This is a genomic window from Levilactobacillus mulengensis (genome assembly GCF_003946045.1).
In the GTDB taxonomy this organism is placed as follows: Bacteria; Bacillota; Bacilli; order Lactobacillales; family Lactobacillaceae; genus Levilactobacillus; species Levilactobacillus mulengensis.
The window spans coordinates 181,023-205,708 of the sequence record NZ_RHNW01000004.1 but is presented as its reverse complement, the minus strand read 5'-3'; the positions used below and the strand labels follow the sequence as shown (position 1 = coordinate 205,708).

Here is a 24,686-nt window from a genome sequence, read left to right as displayed (position 1 = left end):
AATATGAAATTACAAAATTTTGATCCAGTTATTCGCCACAAAACGAGCCGCACGAGTCGCGTTATCCGGGCCATCCTGTTAATTGTCCTGTGGGTTTTCGTGGCCCTGGTCGTTTTTGCCAACATCAGCTTTAGCCTGGGGTGGTACAGCGATGGCCTAGTCAGCCTGTACCTGGTGCTCAACCTGCAGCCCCACGCCAACAATAGTCTCTTGATTTTGATTGGTATCCTACTGCTCATCGTCCCCGTATACTGCGGTTGGCGGTGGCATCAACTGACGAAGGAGGCCCGTTCATGAGCCGTCACATCCGCCAAGGCCTACTGGTCGTCTTGCTCCTGACCCTGGTTTTTACCCTGGGCTGGACCTATGACCGCCAAGCCGCCAAGCAACATCAGACAGAAGAAAGCTACGCCCTGCCTGCCCGCTATGAAAAAATGAAGAACGGTATCATGGTCTTCTGTTATCACCGGGTCTTAAAGGATTCGATGTCCACGGAAATCGCCCAAAAGCTGTCTAACAACTCGCAGCTTCACGAATTCAACGTGCCTGCGAGTGCGTTTGCCAAGCAGATGGCCTTCTTAAAGAAACATCACGTCAAGGTCATCTCAGCCGCAACCATGACCCGGATGGTGCAGTCACACCGCCCAGTCAAGGGAAAATACGTGGTCCTGACCTTCGATGATATCGACCGCAGCGTGATTGACAACGCCATCCCCGTCATGCGCCACTACAACTTCCCGTTCACAACCTTCGTGATTACGGGGAACACCGGCCGCTACCGGGAAGGCAGTCAAATGGCCACCTGGTCTCAGATCAAGGGCGCCCAAGACGAAGCCGGGCACCTGATGACCCTGGGGTTACACACCCACAACATGCACTATTTAGACAGTAAGATGCAACCGGTTTTCCTGGAACCCCACACTTTCGGTAAATTCCAAAAGGACTTTGCCACTTCGGTCACGGAATTAAAGGAACACACCGGCGTAACAGCCACGTCTTTCGCCTACCCTTACGGTGGTGGAACGCGCCAAATCAACAACTTCCTGGCCCAACAGGACTTGGACTGGGTCGCGACCTTGGATTCCGGCATTGTTTCCAGTCAGACTAATCTGAATGAAACGCCCCGGTTGATCATCAACCGGGAAAGCTGGCCTTCCATCAGTGATTGGCTTGTAAAATAGACTGGTACAACGCAACTAAGCTCGTTCCCGCCGGCGGATTCAAGGTGGCCTGCTATGGGGTCGGTTCCAGACTGAAGCCCGGTCTTCCACCTCGACTTTGAGCCCCAAAACCGGTCTCAAAGGTCGCCCCCTGGTCTAGGCTGGTACCCAGCCTAGACCAGCGACACAGCTGGTCACCTTGATCCGCCTCTGGTCACTGACATTGGTTGACCCGTACCGTCTCTTTGGACTGGCGCACTAGTTTCAACAATACTAATCAGCAACGTTTAAAAACGCCTCATCCACTTGCCCTAACGGCACTTTGGATGAGGCGTTTTCTGTTAGCGGAATATTTCAAAACGCCCGCCAACAAAGGACTGACGGGCGTTAGCTTAGTTGTTTGATTGGCCTAGTTCACCGTTTGTGAGGCACTGCCCCACCACTAGGCTGTTAAGTTTACGCGTGAATCGATTGTTTCTGGGTTAGCCGCATCCCGGCCCAGTAAATGACCGCCGTGATGGCCATTGCCAGGAACGTTGCCCCGACCGTGGTCGCAATCACTGGCACCTGCTTCAAGCCCCAGTATGCGACAACGCCGAGCACCCAACTGGCGACCGCCACCCAGTTCACCCCATGGGCATACCAGTAGGCCCCCCGAATCTTGGTGAACTCGCCTAAGCGGTAGTCCTTGCGTTTCAAGAAAAAATAATCCACTAAGAACACGGCAATTTCTGGTCCGAGGAACATGCCAATACCATCTAAGAAGGTCTCGAACACATCCAGGAAGCTGGCCAGGTACACCGGAATGAACGTGACTAACGTGGCCGCAATCGTCACCAACCACAGACTCACGTTCAACGACAGCCGGTGCGTCATGTTGGTCAGGGCCGAGCCCGCCGACATTAAGTTGACGGCATTGGCCGTGGTGCTCGTGAGCACGATGACCAACAGGGCAATCACGCCCAGTCCCAATTTAGCCGCAACCGTACTAGGGTCCGAATTATTGGGGTCGAAATGGTTTAGCGAGACCGCCGTGCCAATCGTGGCAAATAAGCCAATGAAGGCAAACCAGAATAATCCCACGTTGGCTCCCAGAAATGACGCCGTAGTTGCCGCAGACTTCTTGGCCGTGAAGCGACTAAAGTCCGAGGCCGCCGTGACCCACGCCAAGTTAAAGGCAGCTAGCGTATCGGCCGCCATCCCCGAAGACATCTGGAGACTCGTTGGCGCTTGCCACGCCAAAATTTCGTGAAAGGAGACCGTCCGGAAAACCACGACGGATTCCCACAGCACGAATATGACGACCAGGACGATGCCGCCCCGTTCAATCAATTGAACTGACCGCGCGCCCAAGGAAATACTTAATAAATGCAGCACACTCATGATTAGAATGCCGACAATCAGGCCAAAGGTCCCGCCTGGCTTGCCATACAGGGGCCAGCCAAAGAGCTCGCCAAAAATATAGCTGATCGACGTGGCGGCGATAAACGTATTCACGGCCGCCCAGCCGATGAATTGAATCACATTAATTGCAGAGGGAATCAGACTCCCCCGCAAGCCAAATGAAGCGCGAGTGAGCGCCATGGCTGGTACGCCGGTGCAATATCCCATGTAACTGGCAACCGCCAGCAGGGCATAGGAAATCAGGCCGACAATCACCAGAGTCGTCGAAGCCGTGACAAAACCACAGGCCGCGATGACTCCACCGATGTACCACGTTCCGTTATTGGCGTTAGCGCCAATCCAAGTCGCAAATAAATCCCAATTAGACATCCGCCGATGAGCCAATGGAATGGCCTCGACCCGCCCAAAGCTGGGCGTCTTCTGGGTGCTAGCAACTGTTTTAACCTCTTGTGCCATGGTTCCTCACCTTTCGCTTGGTTCGGCTCAGGTGGAACCTCCAAATAATTGGTGACTGGCAATGATTAAGCCACCAGATCATCTGAAGGCCCCGACTTTTACCACACCAATATTTTAAATTTTATACATAATGACGCTTAGTAATAAGAATAATTGGTGACTAAGAACCGCCATTTAAGAACTGGCCGAATTGCTGATTTCAGACAGTCCTCATATTCCGGTTAAATCCGTCATTAGAAGAGACAATAAAGCCCAAATTCTAAAAGCTAATCCAATTCTCGGGCTAAACCAGTCTCAGCCGCAGGACTGGTGAAAATGAGCTCAGCCTGGAGACCGCTCTTCGGCTCCAGGCGCGCGCCCACAGCGTCCCGGCCTCATTTTCACCTGTCCGGAGGCTCTGTCAAAGACCAGTCAACTTGGTTTAAAGGATTTCGCCGACGAACTCGCCCTTGGCCATTTCGTTAAAGTCATAGCTCTTGAAGTCATCCACGTTCTTGGTATACCAGTGCAGGCTCTCGGTAATCATCAAGTTGACCGCCTCGTCCTTTTCCTGTAAGGCCAGGATGGGCTTCTTACTCATCGTTGCCACACCCAACTCGTAGGCGGTCCCGGAGTCTAAGTTTTTGGCTTCAAAGTCGATCACCGTCACGATGACGTCTGCGGCTTCGATTTGGCTCATGTCCCGGTGGAAAATTTCCGTGGCCCACGGTTTCGTGAACTGTTCGTTGGCAGCATCTTGGTGTAACCGGGGTGAGTAGTAATCGGTCACCGTCGGATTAGCAGCTAAAGCGGCTTCTAGGCGTTTGACCCGATCCACCTGTTCGGGACTAAAAAACGGACTTGCGACATAAATCTGTGCCATAAAAAAACTCCTCCAATGTTTTCATTTCAACCAGCCGGCCATGAAAAAAGCGGCCGGATCCCGCAAGGAGTCAGGCCGCTAGCTCACAGTTTCGCTTAAACAGTGAATTCTACCGGACCTTTATTAGCCTCACGGGACTAACTTAAAAGGACTATTTGGTTGTTGTTAGCTATTATACGGGCTTGAAAATACATCGTCAATCATCATTTTCACAAATGCAGGCGTAGTCTCGGCCGCTGTTGACTTAATTTTTAAGCGCGAACTCGTCCATCACGTCAAGCTATTTACCCCTAAATTCGTCCATCCTGCCGGACATTTCCGAACCATTTCAGTCAAGGTTGTCAACCATGCGTTGGCTTGATACACTAGGACTATCACAGGGAGGAGTCACACACATGGAACAACCACAGACCCATCAATTACCACCCCGCATCAAGCGTATCTGGGGCTTTAGCGCCCTCGGCAGCCTGCTCGTCCTACTGGTCCTCGACGGCCTGATCTGGCTTGCCTACAAATTCTGGGACTGGCCCTTTTGGCTGGTCATCTTCTTTTTAATCCTAACCGTCATCGAGCCCACGATTGAAACGGGCTTGATTCCCTACCGTTACCGCTTTACCCGCTACCAGATCACCGACCTGGCCGTGGAAATGCAGGCCGGCTTCATTTTCCAAAAGCGCGTCGCCATCCCCATCGCCCGGGTGCAAAACGTCACGCTGAACGCCGGTCCCTTACTACAGTGGCAAAAGTTGACCAAGGTCTCCATCGCCACGGCCGCCACCAGCCACGACATCGAGGGCCTGGAATTACCAGAAGCTGAGCGTCTCCGTGAACAAATCATGCGGTTGGCGCAGGAGGCCCGCCATGACCAAGCCTAAGCGCACCCATCCGTTGGGCCTGCTCCAACACATTGCGAAATCATTTAAGGATTATTGGTTTTTAATTATTCTACTATTCACCCAGCGTGAGACAGATTCCATTTGGTTCTGGGCCATCATCACGTTACTAGTTATGGCCTTTATCCTCGATCCCCTTGCCAAATGGCTGACCCTGACCTACGTGGTCGACGAAAACGCCGTGATCATTCACTCCGGCGTCTTCGTTCGCCACCACGAACACATCCCCTATTCCCGGATTCAAACGGTCCAGAGCAAGCAGTGGTTCTATCTGAAACCCTTCAAGCTGGAGGAGGTTCTGATTGAAACCGCCAGCCACGAGGACCGGACACCGGAAGCCCGCCTCGCCGCCGTCCCAACCAGCGTGGCCGTGGCGATTGAGCGTCGCCGACAAGCCAGTCTGGCACCAATCGCCAACGGCTCAGTAACCAATGAGGCAATGCCAACCACGGAGACTCCTAGCACCTCAGCAGACTCACACTACCAGATCAACAATGGCGATTTGATCAAATTTGGACTCACGTCGCTCATCTTCATTCCGTTTCTGCTGGTCCTGCTGGGACTCTACAACAAGGTTCCCCGGTCACTATCCGACCACCTGATTGCGGATGCGAGCCACTTGGCTTTGGCACTATTGATTGGTGGCGCCCTGGTCATCATCGTGGTGGCCTGGCTGGGTGCCTTTCTCTGGACGCTGACCCGTTACTACCATTTCGAACTCACGCGTCGCGACGACAACTTGATTACGGCCAAGGGGTTATTTCAACGCAACACCATCACTGCCCCGCTGAATCGGCTACAGGCCGTCCGCATCAAGCAAAATATTTTGCGACAGTGGCTGCATCTCCAAACGGTCCAGATTCTGATTGCTTCCAAGGCTGCGAGCGACGATGACGACAACGACCTGGTCGTGATGCCGGTCATTCCGACACCCACCGTCTACACCGTCATGCGACCATTCATTGACTGGCTGCCCGCCCAACGGCCCGACCTCAGTCAACTGACCGTCCCCCGGAGCTGGTATCAGATTCGTAATGCTCTGCTCATCGTGGCCGCCCCCGTGGCCCTACTCTGGTGGCTGTTTCCCAGTTGGGGCTGGCTAAGCCTCATCTTACTACCCATCGCCGCCATGGAAGGCCGCTACGCCGCGCACAATACCGCCGGCAATCTCATCACGCCAACGTTGCTGGCCTTGCAGACCGGCCACTTCTGGACCCGCGAGGTCTACTACGTCCCGGTCGATAAAATTCAGTCCATGAAGCTGAAACGCTCCATTTGGATGAAACGCACCCAGCTCGCACACCTGACCATTAACGTGCGCCACGGCAATAAGAATCAGTCGATTCACCTGCGTTACCTCGCAGTAACCGCCGCGAACGACATTTATCAATGGTACCTGCACCAAGCCTAAGTCACTAGTCGAAAGGAGTTTCCCTTATGACCGAACCCCGGATATTCAAGATGCCCTTTGCTAAGATCTATCCGTTGTATCAGGCCAAGCTCCATAAGAAACAGCGGACGACTGCCGAGCTCAATCAGGTCATCACCTGGCTGACGGGCATGACCGACGTCCAGCTGCAACAGGCCCTGACAGACCAAATCACTTGCCAAGAATTTTTCGATCACGCGCCCCAACTCAATCCCAAGCGACAACTCATCACTGGCGTCATTTGCGGCGTCCGGGTCGAGACGATTTCGGATCCGACCATGCAAGCCATTCGCTATCTGGATAAGCTCGTCGATGAGCTCGCCCACGGCAAAACCATGGCACAAGTTCTCCGGCACTAATATCACGACATCAAAAGACGCGGCACCTGTCACTTACGACAGATACCGCGTCTTTTTTGACCGCCCCACGTTCCCCAACGTGTGACGGTTCCCCTTGGCAACCCCAGCTTCCCCAAGCTGGTGGCCACCGATGTCACGATTTTAATTGCCTACTCCGACTCACTCTCTAGCCTTAACCTCGAGACCGTCGTTCGTGCCACTTTTCCATGATGCTGGGCCGCCAAAGCCAGAAATAACCGAAGGCGACCGAGACCAGAAAGGCAATCACGGCGGAAGTGCCGTCGGCTGCGTTCCAAGCGTTTAGGAAAGTCACGTACACGACGAACACGATGTATACTGGCACTTTCAACCCCGGGAAGAGTAGGTACTCGCCGTTGTGTTCCAGTGACAGTCGTGGGTATAAATAGGCCCCCCAGACGAACAAAATCAGTGCTGCGACCAGTGAGATACCGGCCCACAACCACGAAAATTGTGTGCTACTGAGACCCATGCCCGTTTTGCCGAAAATGCTTTCGACAATATTGATGACGCCCGTTAACGATAGTGAAAAACCAATAACGGTAATCGCCAATGCACCCGTTTGCCCGATAATCAACGCGGCAAACCAGCAAATGGCGAAGAACCCGATGGAGCCCGCCAAGCCGGACGCCCATGAGGTCAATAGCCCCGGCCAGGCTAAATGAAAGCCCACGCTTGCCGGAAGACTGACCCAAAAAATACCACACTGAAAAGCTATCGTCAAGACGGCCACAGCAATTGCAGCCCCTAAGCCCATCCCCAACTTGGTCCAATAGACCCGCCGCCGGGTAAAGCCACTACTGAATAAGAATTGGTTAAAGTTGTCCTTCAGATCCGTATTCATCAACACAAAGCCCAGCATCCAAAAAGCAAAGTAGAGCCAAAATGAATAAGCGGAAAATTCATTGGTATCATAAATTTGCCACTGATTGATCTTGTTGCTAACTAATTCGTGCACGTTGTTCTCATTACTCAAGGTATGCAACACGACCACCACGTTGGACAGGGCTACCAGTAAAGATAGGCCGCCAATCAGGCCAAATAGCCGTCGGTGACGCCGCCAAATTAACTTGTTTAATTGTTTTTGCAAAGTCTCCGCCCCCTATTTCAGCAATTGATAACCCGTGTCGTGGGCTAAGTTCGCCCGGAACAGGTCTTCCAACGCCAACGGTAATTCTTCAAGCAACACGGGGTCTAGCGCCCGTAGTTCCTGATCGATGGCGTCCGTGTAATCGGTAATGACGACCACCAACACCCGGCCGGAAACGCGAATCAACTGGCTGTGTTCCTTTAAGACAGCCGGAATCGTCTTGTCGCGCAACACCAGTTGAATCTTCTTGGCCGATGCCCGCACGTCTTCCAGATTGTAATCGTGAACCAGCTTGCTTTCCTTTAGCAGTAAGACCCGGTCACTCAATCCATCTAACTCGTTTAAATCGTGGGAGGAAATCAGGAAACCCTTCTGTTGTTCGGCCACCTCATCAATCACCATCGTCGCAATATTTTCGCGCACGATAACGTCCAACCCATCAAAGGGTTCGTCTAAAATCAGATAGGTCGCGTTAGAAGTCAGCGCTAAAATCACGTTGACCAGCGCCCGCATCCCTTTAGATAACCGGCGATACTGACTCCCCGCGTTTAGGTCAAACTGATTCAGGAGCTCGACGTACCGTTGCCGGTCAAATTGCGGATAGACGATGCCAAAGAAATCTGGCAACTCCTTTAAACTATAATTGCTTAAAAAGTTGTACTGCGTGTCCAGGAAGAAGACTTCCCGCTGCTTAACGGAAACCTGAGCCAGGTTCTGGTCATCCACCACAACTTCGCCGCGGTCCGGCACGTAATGGTTCATCATCGTTCGAAACAACGTGGTCTTCCCCACGCCGTTCCGACCAACGAGCCCGATGATTTCGCCCGGCGCCCATTTGAAACTAATATCGTCGATAATGGATTTCCCATTGATCTGTTTGCTTAATGCTTTCACTTCCAAGGTCATTGTTCTGCCCCCTCATATGCCGCCTTGATCCAACTCACAACTTCATCGAGTGGGACCCCTAAATACCGAATCTCTGTGAGTAATGTCATTAATTGCTTTTTACTTGCCACGACCTGCGCCGAGTCGCCGGCCGCCGTCGTGGTCTCGCGGACGTACGTGCCCTTGCCATGAACGGTGGTGATGACCTGCTGACTTTCCAACTGCTTATACGCCTTACTGACCGTGTTCGGGTTCAGCTGTTCCTGCCGCGCCATGTCTCGCACGGATGGTAAACGGTCGCCCGGCTGTAAAATGCCTTGGACGATCTGCTGTTTGACCCGGAGAACTAGCTGTTCGTAGTAGGGTAGGCTTGAATCGTTTGTTTGCATGTTTCTCTCACCCCTTGGTGTGTGCCACGTGTCCTGTGTGTACTATTATACCTAGTACACTCGATTTGGCAAGTCCTTTTTTGAGCTTTGATTTTCGTTTCGCCTGCGGCCGCCAGACACGACTACCCTGTGGGGACCGCCTCCAGCCTGAGAAGCGGTCTTCCGGCTCGCTTTGAAGCCACGAAGCCCGCGTGTCTTCAAAGTCGTCCCATGCTGTAAGACCGGAAAAACCACCGGTCCAACACCATCGACACAGGGATAGCCGAATCTGGCTGCCTCCGGCTTCACTGACGCTGGCGCAAGGACCGGACTTGCCAAATCAGTGTGGCGGTCTTGCCAGCTTTGCTTGTGTCTCCGAGTTTACGTGATTGCTGGTTACGATCACGCCAACAAAAAAAGAGGCCTCTGCAGAAGTCTCCTTGTCATTTATACAGTTATATTTAATCGACGTCACGCCAACTACGGCCACCCTTAGCCGAGAAACCAAGACGCTCCCGTCACACTATCGTTAGCCGTGAGAGCGAGCCAAATGGACTCAGCCGTGGGAATTCTCTTATCGGTGATTAGTGCCGGCTAGAGAAATGGTAGCTTTGAGACTCGTTCTTGGCGGCTCAAAGTAAGCCGGAAGACCGCCCTTCGGCTTCCGGCGTCCGTCCACAGCGTCACGGTCTATTTGGCCCGCCCGGTAAGGCGACCCCAACGACCAGCATGACCAGCAATTAGCCAGAACATTTCAGCTAGTCCTCACGTTGGGAATCGTCGGTGAATTGCGTGGCGCCTGGTTGGTCCTGTTGACGAACCACCAGCTGGTTGTAGAACTTGGCCCGGGCCATATCGTAGTATGGGTAGACGAACAAGCCAGCAATGTTGAACGTGATAGAGACCAGCAGGAACCAGAGAATGAAACTTAAGTCCATGATGAACAGGAACGACTTGTTGCCATCCATCAGTCGACGAGACGCCGTAATAGCTTGTAGCGCCGACATTTGCTCGCCCCGGTCGTACGCGTCACGGTAAATGTAGAATGCTTGAGAATACGCGTAGGCCTTGATGATACCGGGGAATACCAGCAGTAACGACCACAGGAAGGTGAAAATCCCGACCAAGATGCTGATGAAAATCCAGCCTAAGAAATATTGACCCTTGTCGAACAGTGCAAAACTGCGTTGAATCGGGTTATCCAAGGTCGCCTTGCCCCGATCCAAATCGATCATGGTCAGCCGGGCCCCCATCCGCAACATAGCGGCAACTAAGAAAAATAGCCCCGCAAACGAGAAGAAGCCATTGAGGCCCATCCCATTTCCCTCGTTGATGCGTTCTACCCAGTTCATATCGCGGGCGTACATGCTCCCGCCAATCCATTGGAGTGCTAACCATAAAATTGATAATAGCAAATAGAATTTAAAGTTGGTGGTGACCTGTTGCTTGGCCCCCAACTTAAAGTTTAACCGATCTTGTTTGTCCATGTCTTCTCCTCCCGACGAGTTGCCTCGTCTCAACCGTTGCCCAACAAGTTGCTTACCTAAATAGCTGGTAAAAACCACGTTACCATTTCGTTCCCGCCGGCGGTCTCAAGCTGCCCTGCTATGGGGCCGGTTCCAGCCCAAGAGCGGGCTTCAACCTCGACTTTGAGCCTGAAAAACGGTCTCAAAGGTCGTCCCGTGAGCTAGGCTGAGCAAATCCCTCAGCCAAGGCCACTGACACAGCTGGGCAACTTGGCCCGCCTCTGGTCACTCACATAGTAACTAAATTTCACCATCCTCATAGTCAGAATTATCTTCGCAAATTATCTTCCCATGAGTAAGCACATCATTGTACCAACAGTCGCTCTCCATTAATCATTGTTCACCTGAAAGGTTTCCCTATTCAGTTAACGTTGAAGCTAATAATAGTATACAAGATTTTTAGTTTGGGCAATAGGAAAACTCCCCCACTAACCGAAATTTCCTGACTTCGACCACATATTAATTCACACATGGAATCTTTGTTACTATGGGTGCGGTTGTCTTTGACACAATTAATTGCTAAAATAGCAGGAGCAATTGTTCGTTATTCGCACGGAAAATAGGTAAGGAGTTTGTCATATTATGAAGAAGTTTTGGAAAATCAGTTTGAGCGTGGTGCTTGCACTGGTTGTCATCGGTGGCGCTGGGGCCTACCACGAACGACACAATGTTCGTAAGGTCCTGCTCGTTCATCAGCACTACCACAAGAAAAATGTGCTGTCGACCAGCCAGATCAAGCTGAATCTGCGACCCGCCATTTCGACGAAGAACACCACGGCGACCAACAAGATTACCGCTGGCTACCGGCAACAATTGGCGCAGTTGACGCCCGGCGTTGCCCACGCAAAGGTCATCGTCAATCCGTACGAGACATCTCCCCTTTCCGGCTTGATTCTGGTTAAGACCCAGGCCGCCACGAAGGTAAAACTCACCGTTCACGGGGATACGCCCAAGACCACACTGACGAAATATCTGCCCAAGTACCACACCAATCACGCCATTGGGGTGCTCGGCCTCTACGCCAACCGGACCAACCGGGTGACGCTGACGTTTACCAAGAAAAACGGGCAAAAGACCTACGCCACGTACACCATGCAGACGGGCAAGGCACCCAAGGAAATCGGCAAAAACACGCTGAAGACCAGCCATCCCCAGAAGATGGCGTTGGGTAAGGGCAACAACCGGCTGACGTTTGCCGTCTCCAGCCAAGGTATCACCTATGGATTGGACGCGCAGGGGAAGATTCGGTGGTACAGCACCAACCTCATCTCCCACGTTTTCAAACGCCTGGCTAACAACCACCTGCTGATTCTCACCAAGATTTCCGCGAGCGAGCACAAATATAACGCGCTTCGTGAAACCGACTTCTACGGCCGCGTTTACCGGCAATACAACTTTGAAGGGAAATTTCCAACGCGCAAGGATCACAGCAAGCTGGAAACTAACACCGTGATTCATCACGATGCCATCGAGTTGCCGAACCACAACCTGTTGCTGACGGTCGACGACGGGAGTAGCAAGTACGTGGAAGACACCATGATCGAGATTGATTACAAGACGGCCAAAATCGTCAAAGTCATTGACCTCAAGCGGATTCTTCCCCAATCGGCCTACACCCACTACACGGGCACGCACCGTCCTGACGGCAAGATCGACTGGTTCCACCAAAATTCGATGGTCTACGATGCCAAGAAGGATGAACTCATCGTCTCCGGTCGAAACCAGGATATGATTTTTGCCATTAACTATAAGACGACGAATTTAAAATGGATTCTGGCTGCTCCAGAAAAGCTGCCAAAGCATTATCAGCAGTATCTCTTACAACCAACCACCCAGAACTACCGCTACAACGGTGGCCAACACGCGGTCAACATCATTCCGCAACAGACTAAAGGTAACACGGTTGGCCTCGAATTCTATGACAACAACGTGCCCGTCACTCGTGGTAAGACCAAGCAGTCCAAGAAGTGGTCGGCCGGTGAAATCGTTTCGATCAACCAGCTGGAGCACACGGTCACCAAGACCTGGAGCTTTGGGAAAACGTTGGGTCAACGTAACTTCACCAACATCGTCGGCAGTAGTTACGCTGTCGGTCGCAACAACACCCTGATTGGCTTTGGGTATGCCAGCAACGGGAAACGTAGCGAGTTCGTCGAGGTCAACCGCAAGACGAACCAAATCGTCTTCGACGTCAACCGCACCCATTTCAAACACGGCGACTGGAGCTACCGCGCGCAACGCATGGCGTTGTATCCGGGTAGCGCGACTGTTGGGTTAAATAAAATTACGACAAAGTAACCGAAACTCACACTAAAAATGCGTACCACCTGTCAGTTTTTTTGACGGTGTTACGCATTTTTTATGTGCCACAATTGCACCAATGTTCGTTAATTGCTACTACCGCTACTTTGTCCCGGCACCCCACTAGGTTTACCGGACGGCCGACTCTTCATACCTTTCGGGGCATTTTTTAATTGCGTTGTTTGTGCGGATTTGGCTTGCTGTTGGCCCAGCATATACCCCATTCCGCCACCACCGGCAAAGAGGATAACTCCTGCTACCAATAGTGCTAACCAATGTTTAGGCCCTTGACGGACTGATTTCATTCCGTACTCATCCTTTCGATTAACCACTTGTTCATTAACCTGTTTACAAGTATACGAAAGTTTCCTTAACCCTGGCTAAAATAATTCGGAAACACCCTTGCAATCCGCGGGTCAGTTCGGTAGAATATGAACTATTGAAGAACAAATCAATTATAACGTTCGTAATAAAAGGGAGCGATTGTGCCATGCGTAATGTTTATTTCAATCATGACGGTAGTGTCGACGATTTAGTTTCTTTATTGTTATTGCTGCAAATGCCTGACGTTCATCTGACTGGCGTGGGGGTTGTCGGCGCTGATTCCTACCTGGAACCCGCACTGGCGGCCAGTCGTAAGATCATCGACCGGTTCGGCCATGGCGCCCAACTAGACGTCGCAGCTTCGGACTCTCGTGGCGTCCATCCCTTTCCCAAGGAGTGGCGGCTCGATGCCTTTAGTCTCGACGCGCTCCCCATTCTGAACGAAGCGGGAACCATCACCACGCCCGTTGCGGCTAAACCCGCTCACCTGGATTTAATTGACAAACTCAACCAGACTGACGGCCAAACGACACTGGTCATGACCGGTCCTTTAACTGACTTGGCCCGGGCCATCGTCCTGGAACCCGGTATCACCGCTAAGATCGACAAACTTTACTGGATGGGCGGGACCTTTGACGGCCGTGGAAATGTCGCCGAGCCCGAACAAGACGGTACGACTGAGTGGAACGCTTTCTGGGATCCGGAAGCCGTTAAGACGGTTTGGGATAGCGACATCGCCATTCAAATGGTCGGCTTGGAAAGTACCCGCCAGGTGCCGTTAACCCCTGCCATCCGGCAAAATTGGGCTTTACAACGGCAACATCCAGCCATTGATTTCATTGGCCAAGGATACGCCCTAGTTCCTGCTCTCCAACACTTTGAAACGAACTCAACGTACTTCCTGTGGGATGTCTTGGCAACGGTTGCCAGTGAATCCCCAGCCATTGTCACGACCAAGCAGGTCACCAGTGACGTCCTCACCACCGGTCCTGGTCGCGGTCGGACCTTTGAAACCCCAGCGGGTCGTCCCGTCACGTTGGTCACCACGGTTGACCACGACGCCTTCTTCAAACGAATCGACGAACTGGCGATTTTAGCCGATAAATAAGCTATACTAAGGGAGTGGTCAACGGACTACTCCTTTTTTGTCGCATTAATTTCAGTTGCGTCGACTCTCTACATAAGCCGCGGTTAACCACAACTATCATGAAAATGTCTTTGAGGAGGAAAAATTATGCTTCCCATCACCATCGGTATCGTTATTGGTATCATCCTGTCGCTTCAAAGCGCTGTAAATTCTCGGTTGCGGAGCTTCATTGGCTCACCCTATCAAGCCTCCTTCGTGTCCTTTACCATTGGCACACTCTTCTTGGCCGTGGTGATGCTGGCTAGCCGCGAATCTTTAGGTGTCTCTGGAAATATCTTTGCCACGCAGCCTTGGTGGATTTGGATTGGCGGTCTCTTGGGCGTTATCTTTTTAACCACCAACATTCTCCTCTTCCCCCACATCGGCGGGGTCCAAACCGCTATTATGCCAATTTTGGGCCAAGTCTTCATGGGATCCATCATCGATAATTTTGGCTGGTTCAACTCCACCCAGCAACCTTTGACCTGGGTAAGGGCCACGGGCTTGCTGCTAGCGTTGGCTGGTATCGTCATCACCGTCGCTCTGCCAGACATTCTTCGGCGCCGAGCTAATGGTCAGTCCGATGCTGCTAGCGCTGGTAACCCGTGGCCCTGGCGGCTACTAGGCATCTGTACGGGGGCGTTAGGTGCTATGCAGACGACCATCAACGGCCGGCTGGGCCTGGCCCTGAACTCGGCGCTCCACGCCGCCTTCATCTCATTTCTAGTCGGGGCCCTCTGCCTCTTCTTCATTGTCCTGGTCGTCAATCACGGCTTCCGGGAAATCAAGCGGGCCACTGGTCACGGTAAGCCTTGGTGGATCTGGATTGGCGGGGCCATGGGCGGTATCTTCGTCCTGGGAAACGCCTATCTGGCGCCCATCATCGGGACCGGTCAAACGGTAGTCTTCGCCTTACTTGGCCAGATCGCCGGTGGCTTGTTGGTCGACCAATTCGGCCTGCTGGGGGCCAAACGCAAGCCCGTCGTGGCCGTTCAGTTGCTCGGCCTGTTGATTCTCATTGGCGGGGTCGTTTTGATTCGGTTATTCTAAATAATGACGTCAAAAACAGGTAGCACTCGGATTAGTCCGGGCACTACCTGTTTTAACTACTCACTATCTATTCAGCTGATTGACCTAGTCTACAAATCTTTCCAATCCTGCCACAACGCCTCCACGGCCGCCAACGATTGCGTATCGCCGGTAGCCTTTTCCCGCGCAAGTTCCGCCTGTAGTTGCTCCTTACTGAGTTCCAAGTCGAAGGGCAAGTCGTGATCCGTCACCGATTGCTGTAAGAACAGGTGAATGGCCGTCGTCAGGCTCATCCCGTATTGTTGATAAACTGCTGTCGCATCCCGCTTTAATTGCGGATCTAATGCCAAGTCAAGGTGCTCTGGTTGTGTGGGTTCATTTAATTTTGTCATGATTACGCTCCTTTATAATTGACGTCTAACCGCCACCTACGACCCCAAGGTAACATGCACTTATAGGGTCAGACAATGGTTATCGTTTTAGGCCCTATCGCCATTAAGACGTTAAATGGTTAGCCGGCAAAATGGCCCCAGCGTCTTGACCACCTGCCAGTTTTTTCCACATGGACGACAAAAAAGGCGCTAACCCATCCCCCTCACCTGCAAACGGCAAGGAGCCTGTGTTAGCGTCCTTTATTTTGGTTAAAATTTATTCAGCGTCATACAGCTTAGCGACTTGGTCCTGAACCTGTTTGTGGCCCAAGAATTCATCGTAAGTCGTGTCAGCTCGGTCAACGATACCCTTTGGTGATACCTCAATGATGCGGTTGGCAATCGTTTGAATGAACTCGTGGTCATGGGAAGTGAACAGGATACTGCCACTGAACCCAACCAGACTGTCGTTCAACGCGGTGATGGATTCCAAGTCCAAATGGTTGGTTGGATCATCCAGCAACAGCACGTTGGCCTTGCTCAACATCATCTTGGACAGCATGGCCCGGACCTTTTCGCCCCCGGACATCACGTCAACTTCACGGTTCACGTCGTCCCCAGAGAACAGCATTTTCCCTAAGAATCCCCGGAGGAAGGTGTTGTCACTTTCTTCCTTGGAAGCGAACTGACGTAACCAGTCGATCACCGTCATTTGGTTTTCGGCAAAGTAGTCATTCACGTTCTTCGGCAGGTAGGTCGTGCTGGTCGTTTGCCCCCAGACCACGTTACCGCTGTCTGGTGCCATTTCGCCGGCAACAATCTGCATCAACGTCGTGGTCGTTACGTCATTCCGGCTGATAAAGGCGGTCTTCTCGCCTGGCCGCAACGTGAAACTCACGTCGTCTAAAATCGTCACGCCATCGATGGCCTTGGACACGTGTTCCAAGCGCACCAGGTCGTTCCCCAATTCGCGTTCTGGATTGAACTTGATGAAGGGGTACTTCCGTGAAGATGGCTTGATGTCATCCAACGTGATTTTTTCCAATTGCTTCTTCCGCGACGTTGCCTGCTTAGATTTCGAGGCGTTGGCACTGAACCGGGCCACGAATTCTTGCAGCTGCTTGATTTGGTCGGCCTTCTTAGCGTTAGCGTTAGCCTTCAATTGCGCGGCCAATTCGCTAGATTCCATCCAGAAATCGTAGTTCCCAACGAACAGCGTAATCTTCCCAAAGTCCACGTCACACATGTGCGTGCAGACCTGGTTCAAGAAATGCCGGTCATGAGAAACGACGATAACAGTGTTTTCGTAGTCCGCCAGGAAGTTTTCCAGCCAGCTAATCGATTGGACATCCAACCCGTTGGTCGGTTCGTCCAACAGTAAAACGTCGGGGTGACCGAACAGAGCTTGGCCCAACAGGACTTTCACCTTTTGCGGTTCCGTCAGTTCACTCATTGGCACTTGGTGGAGTGATTCGTCGATGCCCAAAGCCTGTAACATTTGACTCGCTTCGGCTTCGGCTTCCCAACCGCCCATTTCGCCAAATTCGCCTTCCAGTTCAGCGGCCCGAATCCCATCTGCGTCGCTAAAATCTGGTTTCATGTAAATGGCGTTCTTTTCTACCATGATATCGTACAACTTCTTGTGGCCTTGAATGACCGTGTCCATGACCAAGTTATCTTCAAAAGCAAAGTGATCTTGGTTCAAGCTGGACATCCGCTCGTTGGGTCCCATTGAAACGTTCCCACTAGTTGGCTTTAATTTGCCTTCGATAATTTTCAGGAACGTGGACTTCCCAGCGCCGTTAGCGCCAATGACCCCGTAGCAGTTTCCTGGGGTGAACTTGAGATTAACATCGTCGTAGAGCTTCCGGTCGGAGAACTGCATACTGACATTATTGACGGTTAACATGAACGATACCTCCTGTATTTGCGTGTAAAAAACCAACGTGTCAGGTTAACGGCGACGTTGGCTTCAACTTATATTCGTTATGACATGTTAGCGTAGTTTACCATAAATCTTACTGACAAGCAACGTATCCGCTGGGTTCTTGAACATAAACTCTATGCGGTGGGCGTATCCGTTCCCGGCGGCGGATTCAAGATGCCCTGCTGTGGGGAACGGTTCCAGCCTAAAGGGCGGGCTTCCACCTTGGCTTGAACCCTCGCTAAGGTTCGCGAGTTTCCAAGGCCGTCCCGTGCTCTAAACTGTGAAGCCCCCTCAGTTAAGACCACCGACACAGCTGGTCATCTTGATCCGCCTCTGGTCACTCACATTGTCCACGCAAGTTCACCACGCCGCGTCTGTTACATTTTCTTCACTAATGAACATTGATTACGCATCACTCACATTTTGATTCTGGGTGCGCTAAAATCCTATTAGTCTCCACCTACGACCAGGACTGTTCCGCCGCGTACTTTTCGCGGTAGGTCTTGGGCGTCATTTGGTAGCGTTGCTTGAAGGTGACGAAGAAGTTTTTCTCCGTGCGGAACCCGGTCTTCATGGCAATGCTCTGAATGGATTCCTGCGAGGTCATTAGGAGCTGGGTGGCGCGTTCCAAACGGATTTGCCCCAGGTAGACCTTGGGTGAAACCCCCATGTATTCCTTGAAGTATCGGGAAAAATAAACGCTGGAATAGTTCAGCTGTTCGGCCATCTTGGCAATCGAAACCGCCTCGCCGTAGTTGTTTTGAATCTCGGTAACAGCTTGGCGCAAGGGGTCTGGCAACGGCAACTGGTCACTATTGACTTGCCCATTAACCGTCAAGTGCTTTAACAACTGACCCACCAATTGATATTCCGCACCTAAGCTGGCTAGATAATCTGCGCGCTCATCCGGCTCCATCACAGCATTAGTCGCCAGCGTGTGAACCGACCGTGCCAGCTCCTGATACGGCTCTGCGCGCAGGTCTAATTCCAACGGTCCCCAAATAGGCAGCTGCTCGTTGGCCACCACGTTCCGCAGCCAAGCCTGTGGTAACAGCAGCGTGATGATTTGATCCTCCTCGTCTAAGAAAGTTTCATAACTGTGGACAACTTCAGAATTGACCACGTACAAGTGTTCCTCGGTCAATTCATACGACGAGCTCCCGATATGTACGGTGCCCGGGTGGCCCCGATAGGCATAGGCCAATTCAACGGCTTGATGCCAATGTGGCAAAACCATCTTCGGTCCACCGGTCCCGTGTGAAATCACCCGCAGTGGCAATACAGTAGTAAAATCTAAACGTTCATGATACGGCCGTGGCATTCCAGATACCCCCATTTCTGTCCTTTCGGCTAAGATATACCAATTTAACGTACTCTTCAGCTACAAGCATACCACGTCCGACGAAAATAAGGTTAAATTTAGTAATCCAATCATTAGATTACGGGATTATAGATTTGCGTTCCCCCCGATATAATGAACTTGTAACATCCGGATGGGCGTTAAAAAGTCTCGTATCTGACCATTGACCGGATTCGACGATTATCGGCTTAGTATTTAAGGGGAAATACCTAACCGACCGTCCACCCACCTGGAATGATTTGGGCCGTAACCAAATCATTCTCCTATAGAAAATCAGACCGCAAAGTTCCGTCGTTGTGGGGGCAACGGCCGAACCGGCAACACTTCCAACGTGTTCGTCTGATTTTCCCAGTCGTTTCTGGGGGGAAACGACCGAGAAAATCACCAGTAGGATAGGTATTGGCCACCGGAGTCTTTGGGGGAAACAGTAAAGTCACGTCTTGGGGACGTGGCTTTTTTGCGTTTCAGATTAGCGAAAATGGGTGTTGTATTGCCGTTCCCGGCAGCGAATTCAACCTGCCCTGCTGTGGGGAACGGTTCCAGCCTGAGAAACGGTCTTCCACCTCGCCTGGCCACTTTGATTCGCCTCTGATCACTATTATCACTAGCCGCACACGCTCTGACGGCTTATAACTATAGTTCTCCTTCTGTCCTAAACAGATTCGTTAAATGCGCCATTCAAAAAGGTCAATCCACAATCGGATTGACCTTTACTTTATTTATTCTGTTGATTGGTTCGGTCGCAAACTCTCCGGCCGTTTCAGTAGGAACGCCATCAAGTAGGACACAATCAGGAAGCCAGACACGACCAGGTATGGCACGTGGGTGTTCCAGTCGAGGAGCATCCCCGACATGATTGGCCCAACGATGTTCCCGATACTGGTCAGGGACATGTTCAGCCCGTTGATCAGGCCTTGGTCAGACTCACTAGCCTTCGTCAGTAGCGTGGTGATGGCTGGCCGTAAGAGGTCGAACGCTGAGAAAATAATCAGCGTGGCAATCATGACCTCAATCTTGGTGTGCGCCTGCGTAATCCAAATCGTACAGATGGCTGCCAAGAAGAAGCACATCCGGATGACCCGGCGCTCGCCAAATTTGCTAACGAGCGTGTCAAACATGGCCACCTGCAGAAACAGGGAAATCAGTCCGTTTAACGTCAGGACCAACGCAATGTTGCTCAGACTAAAGTTAAACACTTCGTTGACGTAGATACTGTAGATGCTTTCAAACCCTTGCAACCCAAAGGAAGAAACCAGAATCATCGTAAATAAGATGATGATGGGCACCGTCCAAAACGCTCGGGTCATGGGGTGCGCGGAAGGCTGGGCGTCTGCCGCCGGTTCCTCAACGACGCGGTTGGTTTCGACGTCATTTGGCAAGAGGCTGATCAGCACAATGGCACTGATCAAGCCTAACCCACCGGCGACCCAAAACGGCGTCTTGTAGCTGATACCGGCTAGGATTCCCCCGATACCAGGGCCTAAGATCAGGCCCCCACTAAAGGCCGCCGACAGCCAGCCGATAACCTTGGCGCGTTGCCGTTTCGTGGTAATGTCGGACGCTAACGCCATTGCGGTTGGCACAACCATCGCGGCGGACAGCCCCCCAATCAGCCGGGAGATGTCGAAGACCCACAGGTAGTTGGTCAGGGCAAACAGGACTTCGGAGACCATGAATAAAATCAGGCCCGCCGTCAGGACTGGTTTCCGACCAATCCGATCGGACAATCGCCCAATCAGGGGTGACGCCACGAACTGGGCGAAGGCAAACAGGGCATTCATAATCCCCATGTCGGTTGCGGTTAGATGTAACTCGGTTTTCAAGAATGGCATGACCGGAATGATCAAACTGATTCCCAAACACACTAAAAATTCACTAAAGATTAAGATAAAAATGGCCCGTTTCGTTTTTTTCGTCACGGTGGCTCACCCCTTCTCTGAGATTTTGACAACAATATTATAATAATAACAATATTTAATGACAGTTGTCTAATCTTACGCTCAAAGAATAACGGGTGCAACCTTTATTTTATTAATGTTTGCAGCGCCTACCGGGTGGTGAAAATGAGATTGGAACGCTGTGGGCAGGACGTCCAGAGCCAAAGTACGGTCTCTGAACTCGCTTTGAGCCTCAAAATTCGAGTCTCAAAGTCGCCATTTGCTAGGCTCTGCCCAGCAAATCCCACGGCTGAACTCATTTTCACCACCCTCCCGGCTCATATTGATTCAACTCATATTAGCGGCGGGTTACCATCGATTTTGTGTCCATCTTTATGGTAGAAGACTGGCTTAGTTCCAAATACAGCTATTCCCCCATAACCACTGGTTATCAACATTCCGGACTGAAACGTATCCATTCACTGAGAATTTTATATGATAACAATTTTCCAGCCTGACTAGCCGCTCCATTACCCCAGTGCCTTAGCCCAACGCCGGTAGTTCATCGCGAAGACGCTGTCGCGGGCGTAGACCACATCTAGGTCATGTAACAGGTGGCCGGCCGGTAACGGTAGGACCTTCAGCTGACCACTGGCCAACTCGTCAGCCACGACCGAGCGGTAAACAAAACTGATACCCGCACCTCGTAGCAGCAGTTGACGAATGGCCGCTGGATTGTTGACGGTGATCAACTGGCTGAATTCAGCTAATGTGACATTGGCCGCCTGGGCCAGACTGACCAGGATTTCCCGGCTACCGGATCCCTCTTCCCGGACCAACAAGGGATATGCCGTGAGGTCGTGCCAGCTCACCGTTGCCTGTTGGGCGACCGATTGATCCGCGGCGATGACGCCCACGAAGGGTTCCTCGCGAACAATTTGGTAATCGTAGCGGGTCTTGTCAAAATTCCCTTCAATTAAAGCAAAGTCGCTGGTCCCCTCATCGATGGCCGTCAACGCCGCCTGAGTGTTGGTTACCTGACAGGTCACTTGCCGGTAGTCCGCCTGGCCTTGCAGCAGCCGAATCAATTGGGGCGCGAGAAATTCACTCAGCGAAAGGGTCGTGCTAAAGGTGAGTTGCCGTTGGGCCTGTGGATGCTGGAGACTGGCAACGACCTTGCCCGCCTGCACCTGCACCCGCTGCACAAAAGCGGCCAGCTCCTGCCCCGCCGGCGTAATGGTTAAATGCGGCCGTTCGTAGTGCACCAACTCTACATTTAATTCCGTCTCCAAACTCTTGATCTGTTGCGACACGGCCGGTTGCGTAATAAATAACTGCCGCGCCGTTTGCGTATACGATTTGGTCTGCACCAGCACTAATAACGTTTGATAACGATTATCTAACATCCGAACACCTCCAAATTGGCTTCATTATAAGCTGAATTTATAGTGTTATTAAATATCCCAATTTTATCTTATAACAAATTTCCAGTAAACTATTACTTGCTTAATAAGAACGGATTATTAGTAATAACAAACATTTCTATGGATTAAACCCATGCTAGCCGCAGGGATGGTGAAAATGAGCCCAGCCGTGGGAAGTCCCTTAGTGGCGGGCCTGGCCGCTTAGGGACTTGGTATCTTTGAGACGCGTTTCCCAGCGGCTCAAAGTAAGTTCAGAGACCGCCTTTTGGCTCTGGACGCCCGCCCACCGCGAACCGGTCTCATTTTCACCATCCCGGAGGCACTGGCAACGACCGGTTTAACCCATTTGAGGAGGAGTTTCATTTGAATATTCGAGCAACTATGGCGACACGCAGCTTCTGGGGTGCCGCCGGTCTAACCCTAATCTGCGCCGTCGCCGGCAGCGAGCTGGCCCAACTGCCTTACCTGAACTTAGTCGGTGCCCTGGTCATCGCCCTCCTGCTGGGCATGGCGCTCCAACTGGCACCACAGGCAGTCAACGCCAATCGCGCCGGGATCGGTTTCATCAGTAATAAATTTCTGCGTTTAGGGATTATTCTTTTAGGGTTCAAATTGAACCTGATTCAACTCGCTCAAGCTGGTGTCAAGACGATTACCTTGGCCGCCGTCGTGGTCACCGGGATGGTGCTTCTGACCTACAACCTCAGCCGCAAGCTCGGCGTCGACCGGGAGCTGGCCATTCTCACCGCCACCGGGACCAGCATCTGTGGGGCCGCTGCCGTGATGGGCGTGTCGCCGCAGATCAAGGTAAGTCCGGACAAGGCCGAACGTCAGCGCGAAAACGAAGTCCTGGCCGTGGCCATCGTCGCCATTTTAGGAACGGTCTTTACCTTGATTGAAATTGGGTTGAAACCACTCCTCCACCTGACCGCCGTCCAATTCGGGGTCATGACGGGTGGGTCCCTGCACGAAATCGCCCACGCCGTTGCGGCCGGGAGTGCGGGTGGTCCGGTCAGTTTAGACACGGCCATCATCACCAAGTTATCCCGGGTCCTGTTGCTGGCCCCCGCCGCCCTCATCATTGGCTGGTGGTACCAGAAGCAAACGGCCGGCACCACGACCAACGACGGCCCCACCAAGCTGCCGATTCCTTGGTTCATGGCCGGCTTTCTGTTGACCAGCGTCATCGGTACCTGGATTCCGCTGGGCGCCGCTGCGTTAGCCGCCTTGGTCAAATTGGCTTACATCTTCTTGGGCATGGCCATGGCTGCCCTGGGCATGAGCGTCAACTTCCGCGTCATTTTCCAGCGCGGGGGCAATGCCTTCCTCGCAGCCACACTGTCGTCCGTCGTACTCCTAACCGGTGTGACGATTGCCAGCAAGTTGTTCTTCTAGCCACTCTTTTAAACTGACAACACAATTAAAGCGACGCCCACAAAATTGCGGGTGTCGCTTTTTTCATGAAGACTGTTCCACTATCACAGGGCTAACAAATGCTGGAACGTCCCACTGTCCCATAAGATGTACAGCCCAATCAGGATGTACACAGCAATCGTAATGTAGCGCCCTTCCTTTTCCAAAACATCCGCCACCTTGGGCAGGCAGGCCAACCGATAGCCAATTTCCCAGAAAATCACGACCATCACGGCAAACGTCAGTAAAATTAGCGGTATCGTGGCCGGCGCAACCGTGGTGAAGAGTGGGACATAGATACCCACGTTATCCGCCCCACAGGTTGCCATGGTAATCAACGCCACACTGCCAATCAGGCGTTTCGGATCAGCGACCTTGGCCGCGATGGCGTCGGTATCATCGTCATCCCCGGCCACCCAGAGCTTGATTCCCAAGTAAATTGGAATCAATCCCAGAAAGCCCAGTAGCCACGGCGCGGGCACGAAGCCCAGGAAAAACGCGATGGCTAACGAGCTCCCGACCAGCACAATGGTCCCTAAAAAATCCCCGATTAGGACCAGCCAGCGGTCTTGGTGCTTTACGCGGCCGAAGATTACCATTAGAATAATTAAGTAGTCTAACCCGGTGGAGATATACGCCGTCACCCCGGTTAAAATCGTCTTCATCATGAACTCATCCCTTTACACATGTTATCTACAACATATGTTATCACGTTCATATGAAAGGAGCAAGCTTTTTCATGACAGATATTACTGAAAACGTGCATTTAATCACTGAACCCGCGCTGGGTGCGTCCCAGGACATTTTTAAATTATTAAGCAATACGACCCGTCTGCAAATTCTCTACTTGCTGGAACAACGGGAACTCAACGTCAGCGAGCTCAGCACCCTACTGGCAGCGGAACAATCCGTGGTCTCCCACCAGTTGGCCATGCTTAAAAAGGAACAGTTAGTCTCCTCACGTCGCGTGGGCAAACAGAGTTTTTACCAACTCGATGATCCCCATATTTTAGATATCGTTAACGAAACCCTGGCGCACGTTGATCACGTGTTGCGTGGGAAAACACATGGACATTAAAACCGT

23 protein-coding genes are annotated in these 24,686 nt (G+C 52.0%); 10 read left to right on the top strand and 13 right to left on the bottom strand.

The window, feature by feature from the left end:
- Nucleotides 1-3: 3 nt before the first annotated feature.
- Both EKM84_RS06170 and EKM84_RS06165 read left to right on the top strand, forming a co-directional pair.
- Entirely contained in the window at nt 4-297 is a 294-nt protein-coding gene (locus EKM84_RS06170; protein WP_125764780.1) for a hypothetical protein, read from the top strand.
- A complete protein-coding gene (locus EKM84_RS06165) occupies nt 294-1,181 on the top strand; it encodes a polysaccharide deacetylase family protein (RefSeq protein WP_125764778.1) in 888 nt (295 codons plus the stop codon). Before EKM84_RS06170 ends, EKM84_RS06165 begins: the two co-directional genes overlap by 4 nt.
- 435 nt (nt 1,182-1,616) lie before the next feature.
- Here the strand turns inward: EKM84_RS06165 and EKM84_RS06160 are convergent, their stop codons facing one another.
- Nucleotides 1,617-3,020, bottom strand: a complete 1,404-nt coding sequence (locus tag EKM84_RS06160; protein WP_125764776.1) for a cytosine permease — start codon at nt 3,018-3,020, stop codon at nt 1,617-1,619.
- Nucleotides 3,021-3,441: 421 nt separating this feature from the next.
- Nucleotides 3,442-3,882, bottom strand: coding sequence for a nucleoside 2-deoxyribosyltransferase (locus EKM84_RS06155; protein ID WP_125764774.1), 441 nt, complete (start codon nt 3,880-3,882; stop codon nt 3,442-3,444).
- A 395-nt stretch (nt 3,883-4,277) separates the two neighbouring features.
- On the opposite strand from EKM84_RS06155, the gene EKM84_RS06150 reads away from it, so the two are divergent.
- From EKM84_RS06150 to EKM84_RS06140, 3 genes are read left to right on the top strand one after another with little or no spacing between them, the layout of a single operon-like run.
- Nucleotides 4,278-4,757, top strand: a complete 480-nt coding sequence (locus EKM84_RS06150; protein ID WP_125764772.1) for a PH domain-containing protein — start codon at nt 4,278-4,280, stop codon at nt 4,755-4,757.
- Nucleotides 4,744-6,186, top strand: coding sequence for a PH domain-containing protein (locus tag EKM84_RS06145; RefSeq protein ID WP_125764770.1), 1,443 nt, complete (start codon nt 4,744-4,746; stop codon nt 6,184-6,186). The genes EKM84_RS06150 and EKM84_RS06145 overlap by 14 nt, the downstream gene beginning before the upstream one ends.
- A gap of 26 nt (nt 6,187-6,212) precedes the next feature.
- Complete coding sequence (locus EKM84_RS06140) at nt 6,213-6,563, top strand: DUF2200 domain-containing protein (protein WP_125764768.1); 351 nt, start codon at nt 6,213-6,215, stop codon at nt 6,561-6,563.
- A gap of 172 nt (nt 6,564-6,735) precedes the next feature.
- Here the strand turns inward: EKM84_RS06140 and EKM84_RS06135 are convergent, their stop codons facing one another.
- The 4 genes from EKM84_RS06135 to EKM84_RS06120 all read right to left on the bottom strand — a co-directional run bounded on the left by EKM84_RS06135 (nt 6,736) and on the right by EKM84_RS06120 (nt 10,411).
- Nucleotides 6,736-7,671, bottom strand: a complete 936-nt coding sequence (locus EKM84_RS06135; RefSeq protein WP_125764766.1) for an ABC transporter permease — start codon at nt 7,669-7,671, stop codon at nt 6,736-6,738.
- A gap of 12 nt (nt 7,672-7,683) precedes the next feature.
- On the bottom strand, nt 7,684-8,577 hold the full coding sequence (locus EKM84_RS06130; protein ID WP_125764764.1) for an ATP-binding cassette domain-containing protein: 894 nt from the start codon (nt 8,575-8,577) through the stop codon (nt 7,684-7,686).
- Nucleotides 8,574-8,945: a GntR family transcriptional regulator gene (locus tag EKM84_RS06125; RefSeq protein WP_125764762.1), complete on the bottom strand. Its 372-nt coding sequence runs from the start codon at nt 8,943-8,945 to the stop codon at nt 8,574-8,576. Before EKM84_RS06125 ends, EKM84_RS06130 begins: the two co-directional genes overlap by 4 nt.
- Nucleotides 8,946-9,682: 737 nt before the next feature.
- Nucleotides 9,683-10,411, bottom strand: coding sequence for a DUF975 family protein (locus EKM84_RS06120; protein WP_125764760.1), 729 nt, complete (start codon nt 10,409-10,411; stop codon nt 9,683-9,685).
- A gap of 621 nt (nt 10,412-11,032) precedes the next feature.
- On the opposite strand from EKM84_RS06120, the gene EKM84_RS06115 reads away from it, so the two are divergent.
- Nucleotides 11,033-12,748, top strand: coding sequence for an aryl-sulfate sulfotransferase (locus EKM84_RS06115; protein WP_125764758.1), 1,716 nt, complete (start codon nt 11,033-11,035; stop codon nt 12,746-12,748).
- An 89-nt stretch (nt 12,749-12,837) separates the two neighbouring features.
- Here the strand turns inward: EKM84_RS06115 and EKM84_RS06110 are convergent, their stop codons facing one another.
- Nucleotides 12,838-13,056, bottom strand: a complete 219-nt coding sequence (locus EKM84_RS06110) for a hypothetical protein (protein WP_125764756.1) — start codon at nt 13,054-13,056, stop codon at nt 12,838-12,840.
- A 185-nt stretch (nt 13,057-13,241) separates the two neighbouring features.
- Here EKM84_RS06110 and EKM84_RS06105 point away from each other — a divergent pair, with 185 nt between their 5' ends.
- Nucleotides 13,242-14,183 carry a nucleoside hydrolase gene (locus EKM84_RS06105; protein ID WP_125764754.1) on the top strand — a complete coding sequence of 314 codons (942 nt, stop codon included), beginning with the start codon at nt 13,242-13,244 and terminating at the stop codon, nt 14,181-14,183.
- 126 nt (nt 14,184-14,309) lie between these two features.
- On the top strand, nt 14,310-15,251 hold the full coding sequence (locus EKM84_RS06100; RefSeq protein WP_125764752.1) for a DMT family transporter: 942 nt from the start codon (nt 14,310-14,312) through the stop codon (nt 15,249-15,251).
- A gap of 89 nt (nt 15,252-15,340) precedes the next feature.
- Here EKM84_RS06100 and EKM84_RS06095 read toward each other — a convergent pair whose 3' ends face one another.
- The 5 genes from EKM84_RS06095 to EKM84_RS06075 all read right to left on the bottom strand — a co-directional run bounded on the left by EKM84_RS06095 (nt 15,341) and on the right by EKM84_RS06075 (nt 22,171).
- Nucleotides 15,341-15,622 carry a type II toxin-antitoxin system RelB/DinJ family antitoxin gene (locus EKM84_RS06095; RefSeq protein WP_125764750.1) on the bottom strand — a complete coding sequence of 94 codons (282 nt, stop codon included), beginning with the start codon at nt 15,620-15,622 and terminating at the stop codon, nt 15,341-15,343.
- Nucleotides 15,623-15,878: 256 nt separating this feature from the next.
- Nucleotides 15,879-17,510 (bottom strand): ABC-F family ATP-binding cassette domain-containing protein, encoded by a 1,632-nt coding sequence (locus EKM84_RS06090; protein WP_125764748.1) that lies wholly within the window; start codon nt 17,508-17,510, stop codon nt 15,879-15,881.
- A gap of 478 nt (nt 17,511-17,988) precedes the next feature.
- Nucleotides 17,989-18,849 (bottom strand): AraC family transcriptional regulator, encoded by an 861-nt coding sequence (locus tag EKM84_RS06085; RefSeq protein WP_125764746.1) that lies wholly within the window; start codon nt 18,847-18,849, stop codon nt 17,989-17,991.
- A 758-nt stretch (nt 18,850-19,607) separates the two neighbouring features.
- A complete protein-coding gene (locus EKM84_RS06080; protein ID WP_125764744.1) occupies nt 19,608-20,807 on the bottom strand; it encodes an MFS transporter in 1,200 nt (399 codons plus the stop codon).
- A 488-nt stretch (nt 20,808-21,295) separates the two neighbouring features.
- Nucleotides 21,296-22,171 carry a LysR family transcriptional regulator gene (locus EKM84_RS06075; protein ID WP_125764742.1) on the bottom strand — a complete coding sequence of 292 codons (876 nt, stop codon included), beginning with the start codon at nt 22,169-22,171 and terminating at the stop codon, nt 21,296-21,298.
- A gap of 399 nt (nt 22,172-22,570) precedes the next feature.
- Between EKM84_RS06075 and EKM84_RS06070 the strand changes: the two genes are divergently transcribed.
- Complete coding sequence (locus EKM84_RS06070) at nt 22,571-23,584, top strand: YeiH family protein (RefSeq protein WP_404819568.1); 1,014 nt, start codon at nt 22,571-22,573, stop codon at nt 23,582-23,584.
- Between the two features lie 83 nt (nt 23,585-23,667).
- Here the strand turns inward: EKM84_RS06070 and EKM84_RS06065 are convergent, their stop codons facing one another.
- A complete protein-coding gene (locus EKM84_RS06065; protein ID WP_225418156.1) occupies nt 23,668-24,267 on the bottom strand; it encodes a cadmium resistance transporter in 600 nt (199 codons plus the stop codon).
- Between the two features lie 74 nt (nt 24,268-24,341).
- On the opposite strand from EKM84_RS06065, the gene EKM84_RS06060 reads away from it, so the two are divergent.
- Complete coding sequence (locus EKM84_RS06060; RefSeq protein ID WP_125764735.1) at nt 24,342-24,680, top strand: ArsR/SmtB family transcription factor; 339 nt, start codon at nt 24,342-24,344, stop codon at nt 24,678-24,680.
- Nucleotides 24,681-24,686: the final 6 nt, after the last annotated feature.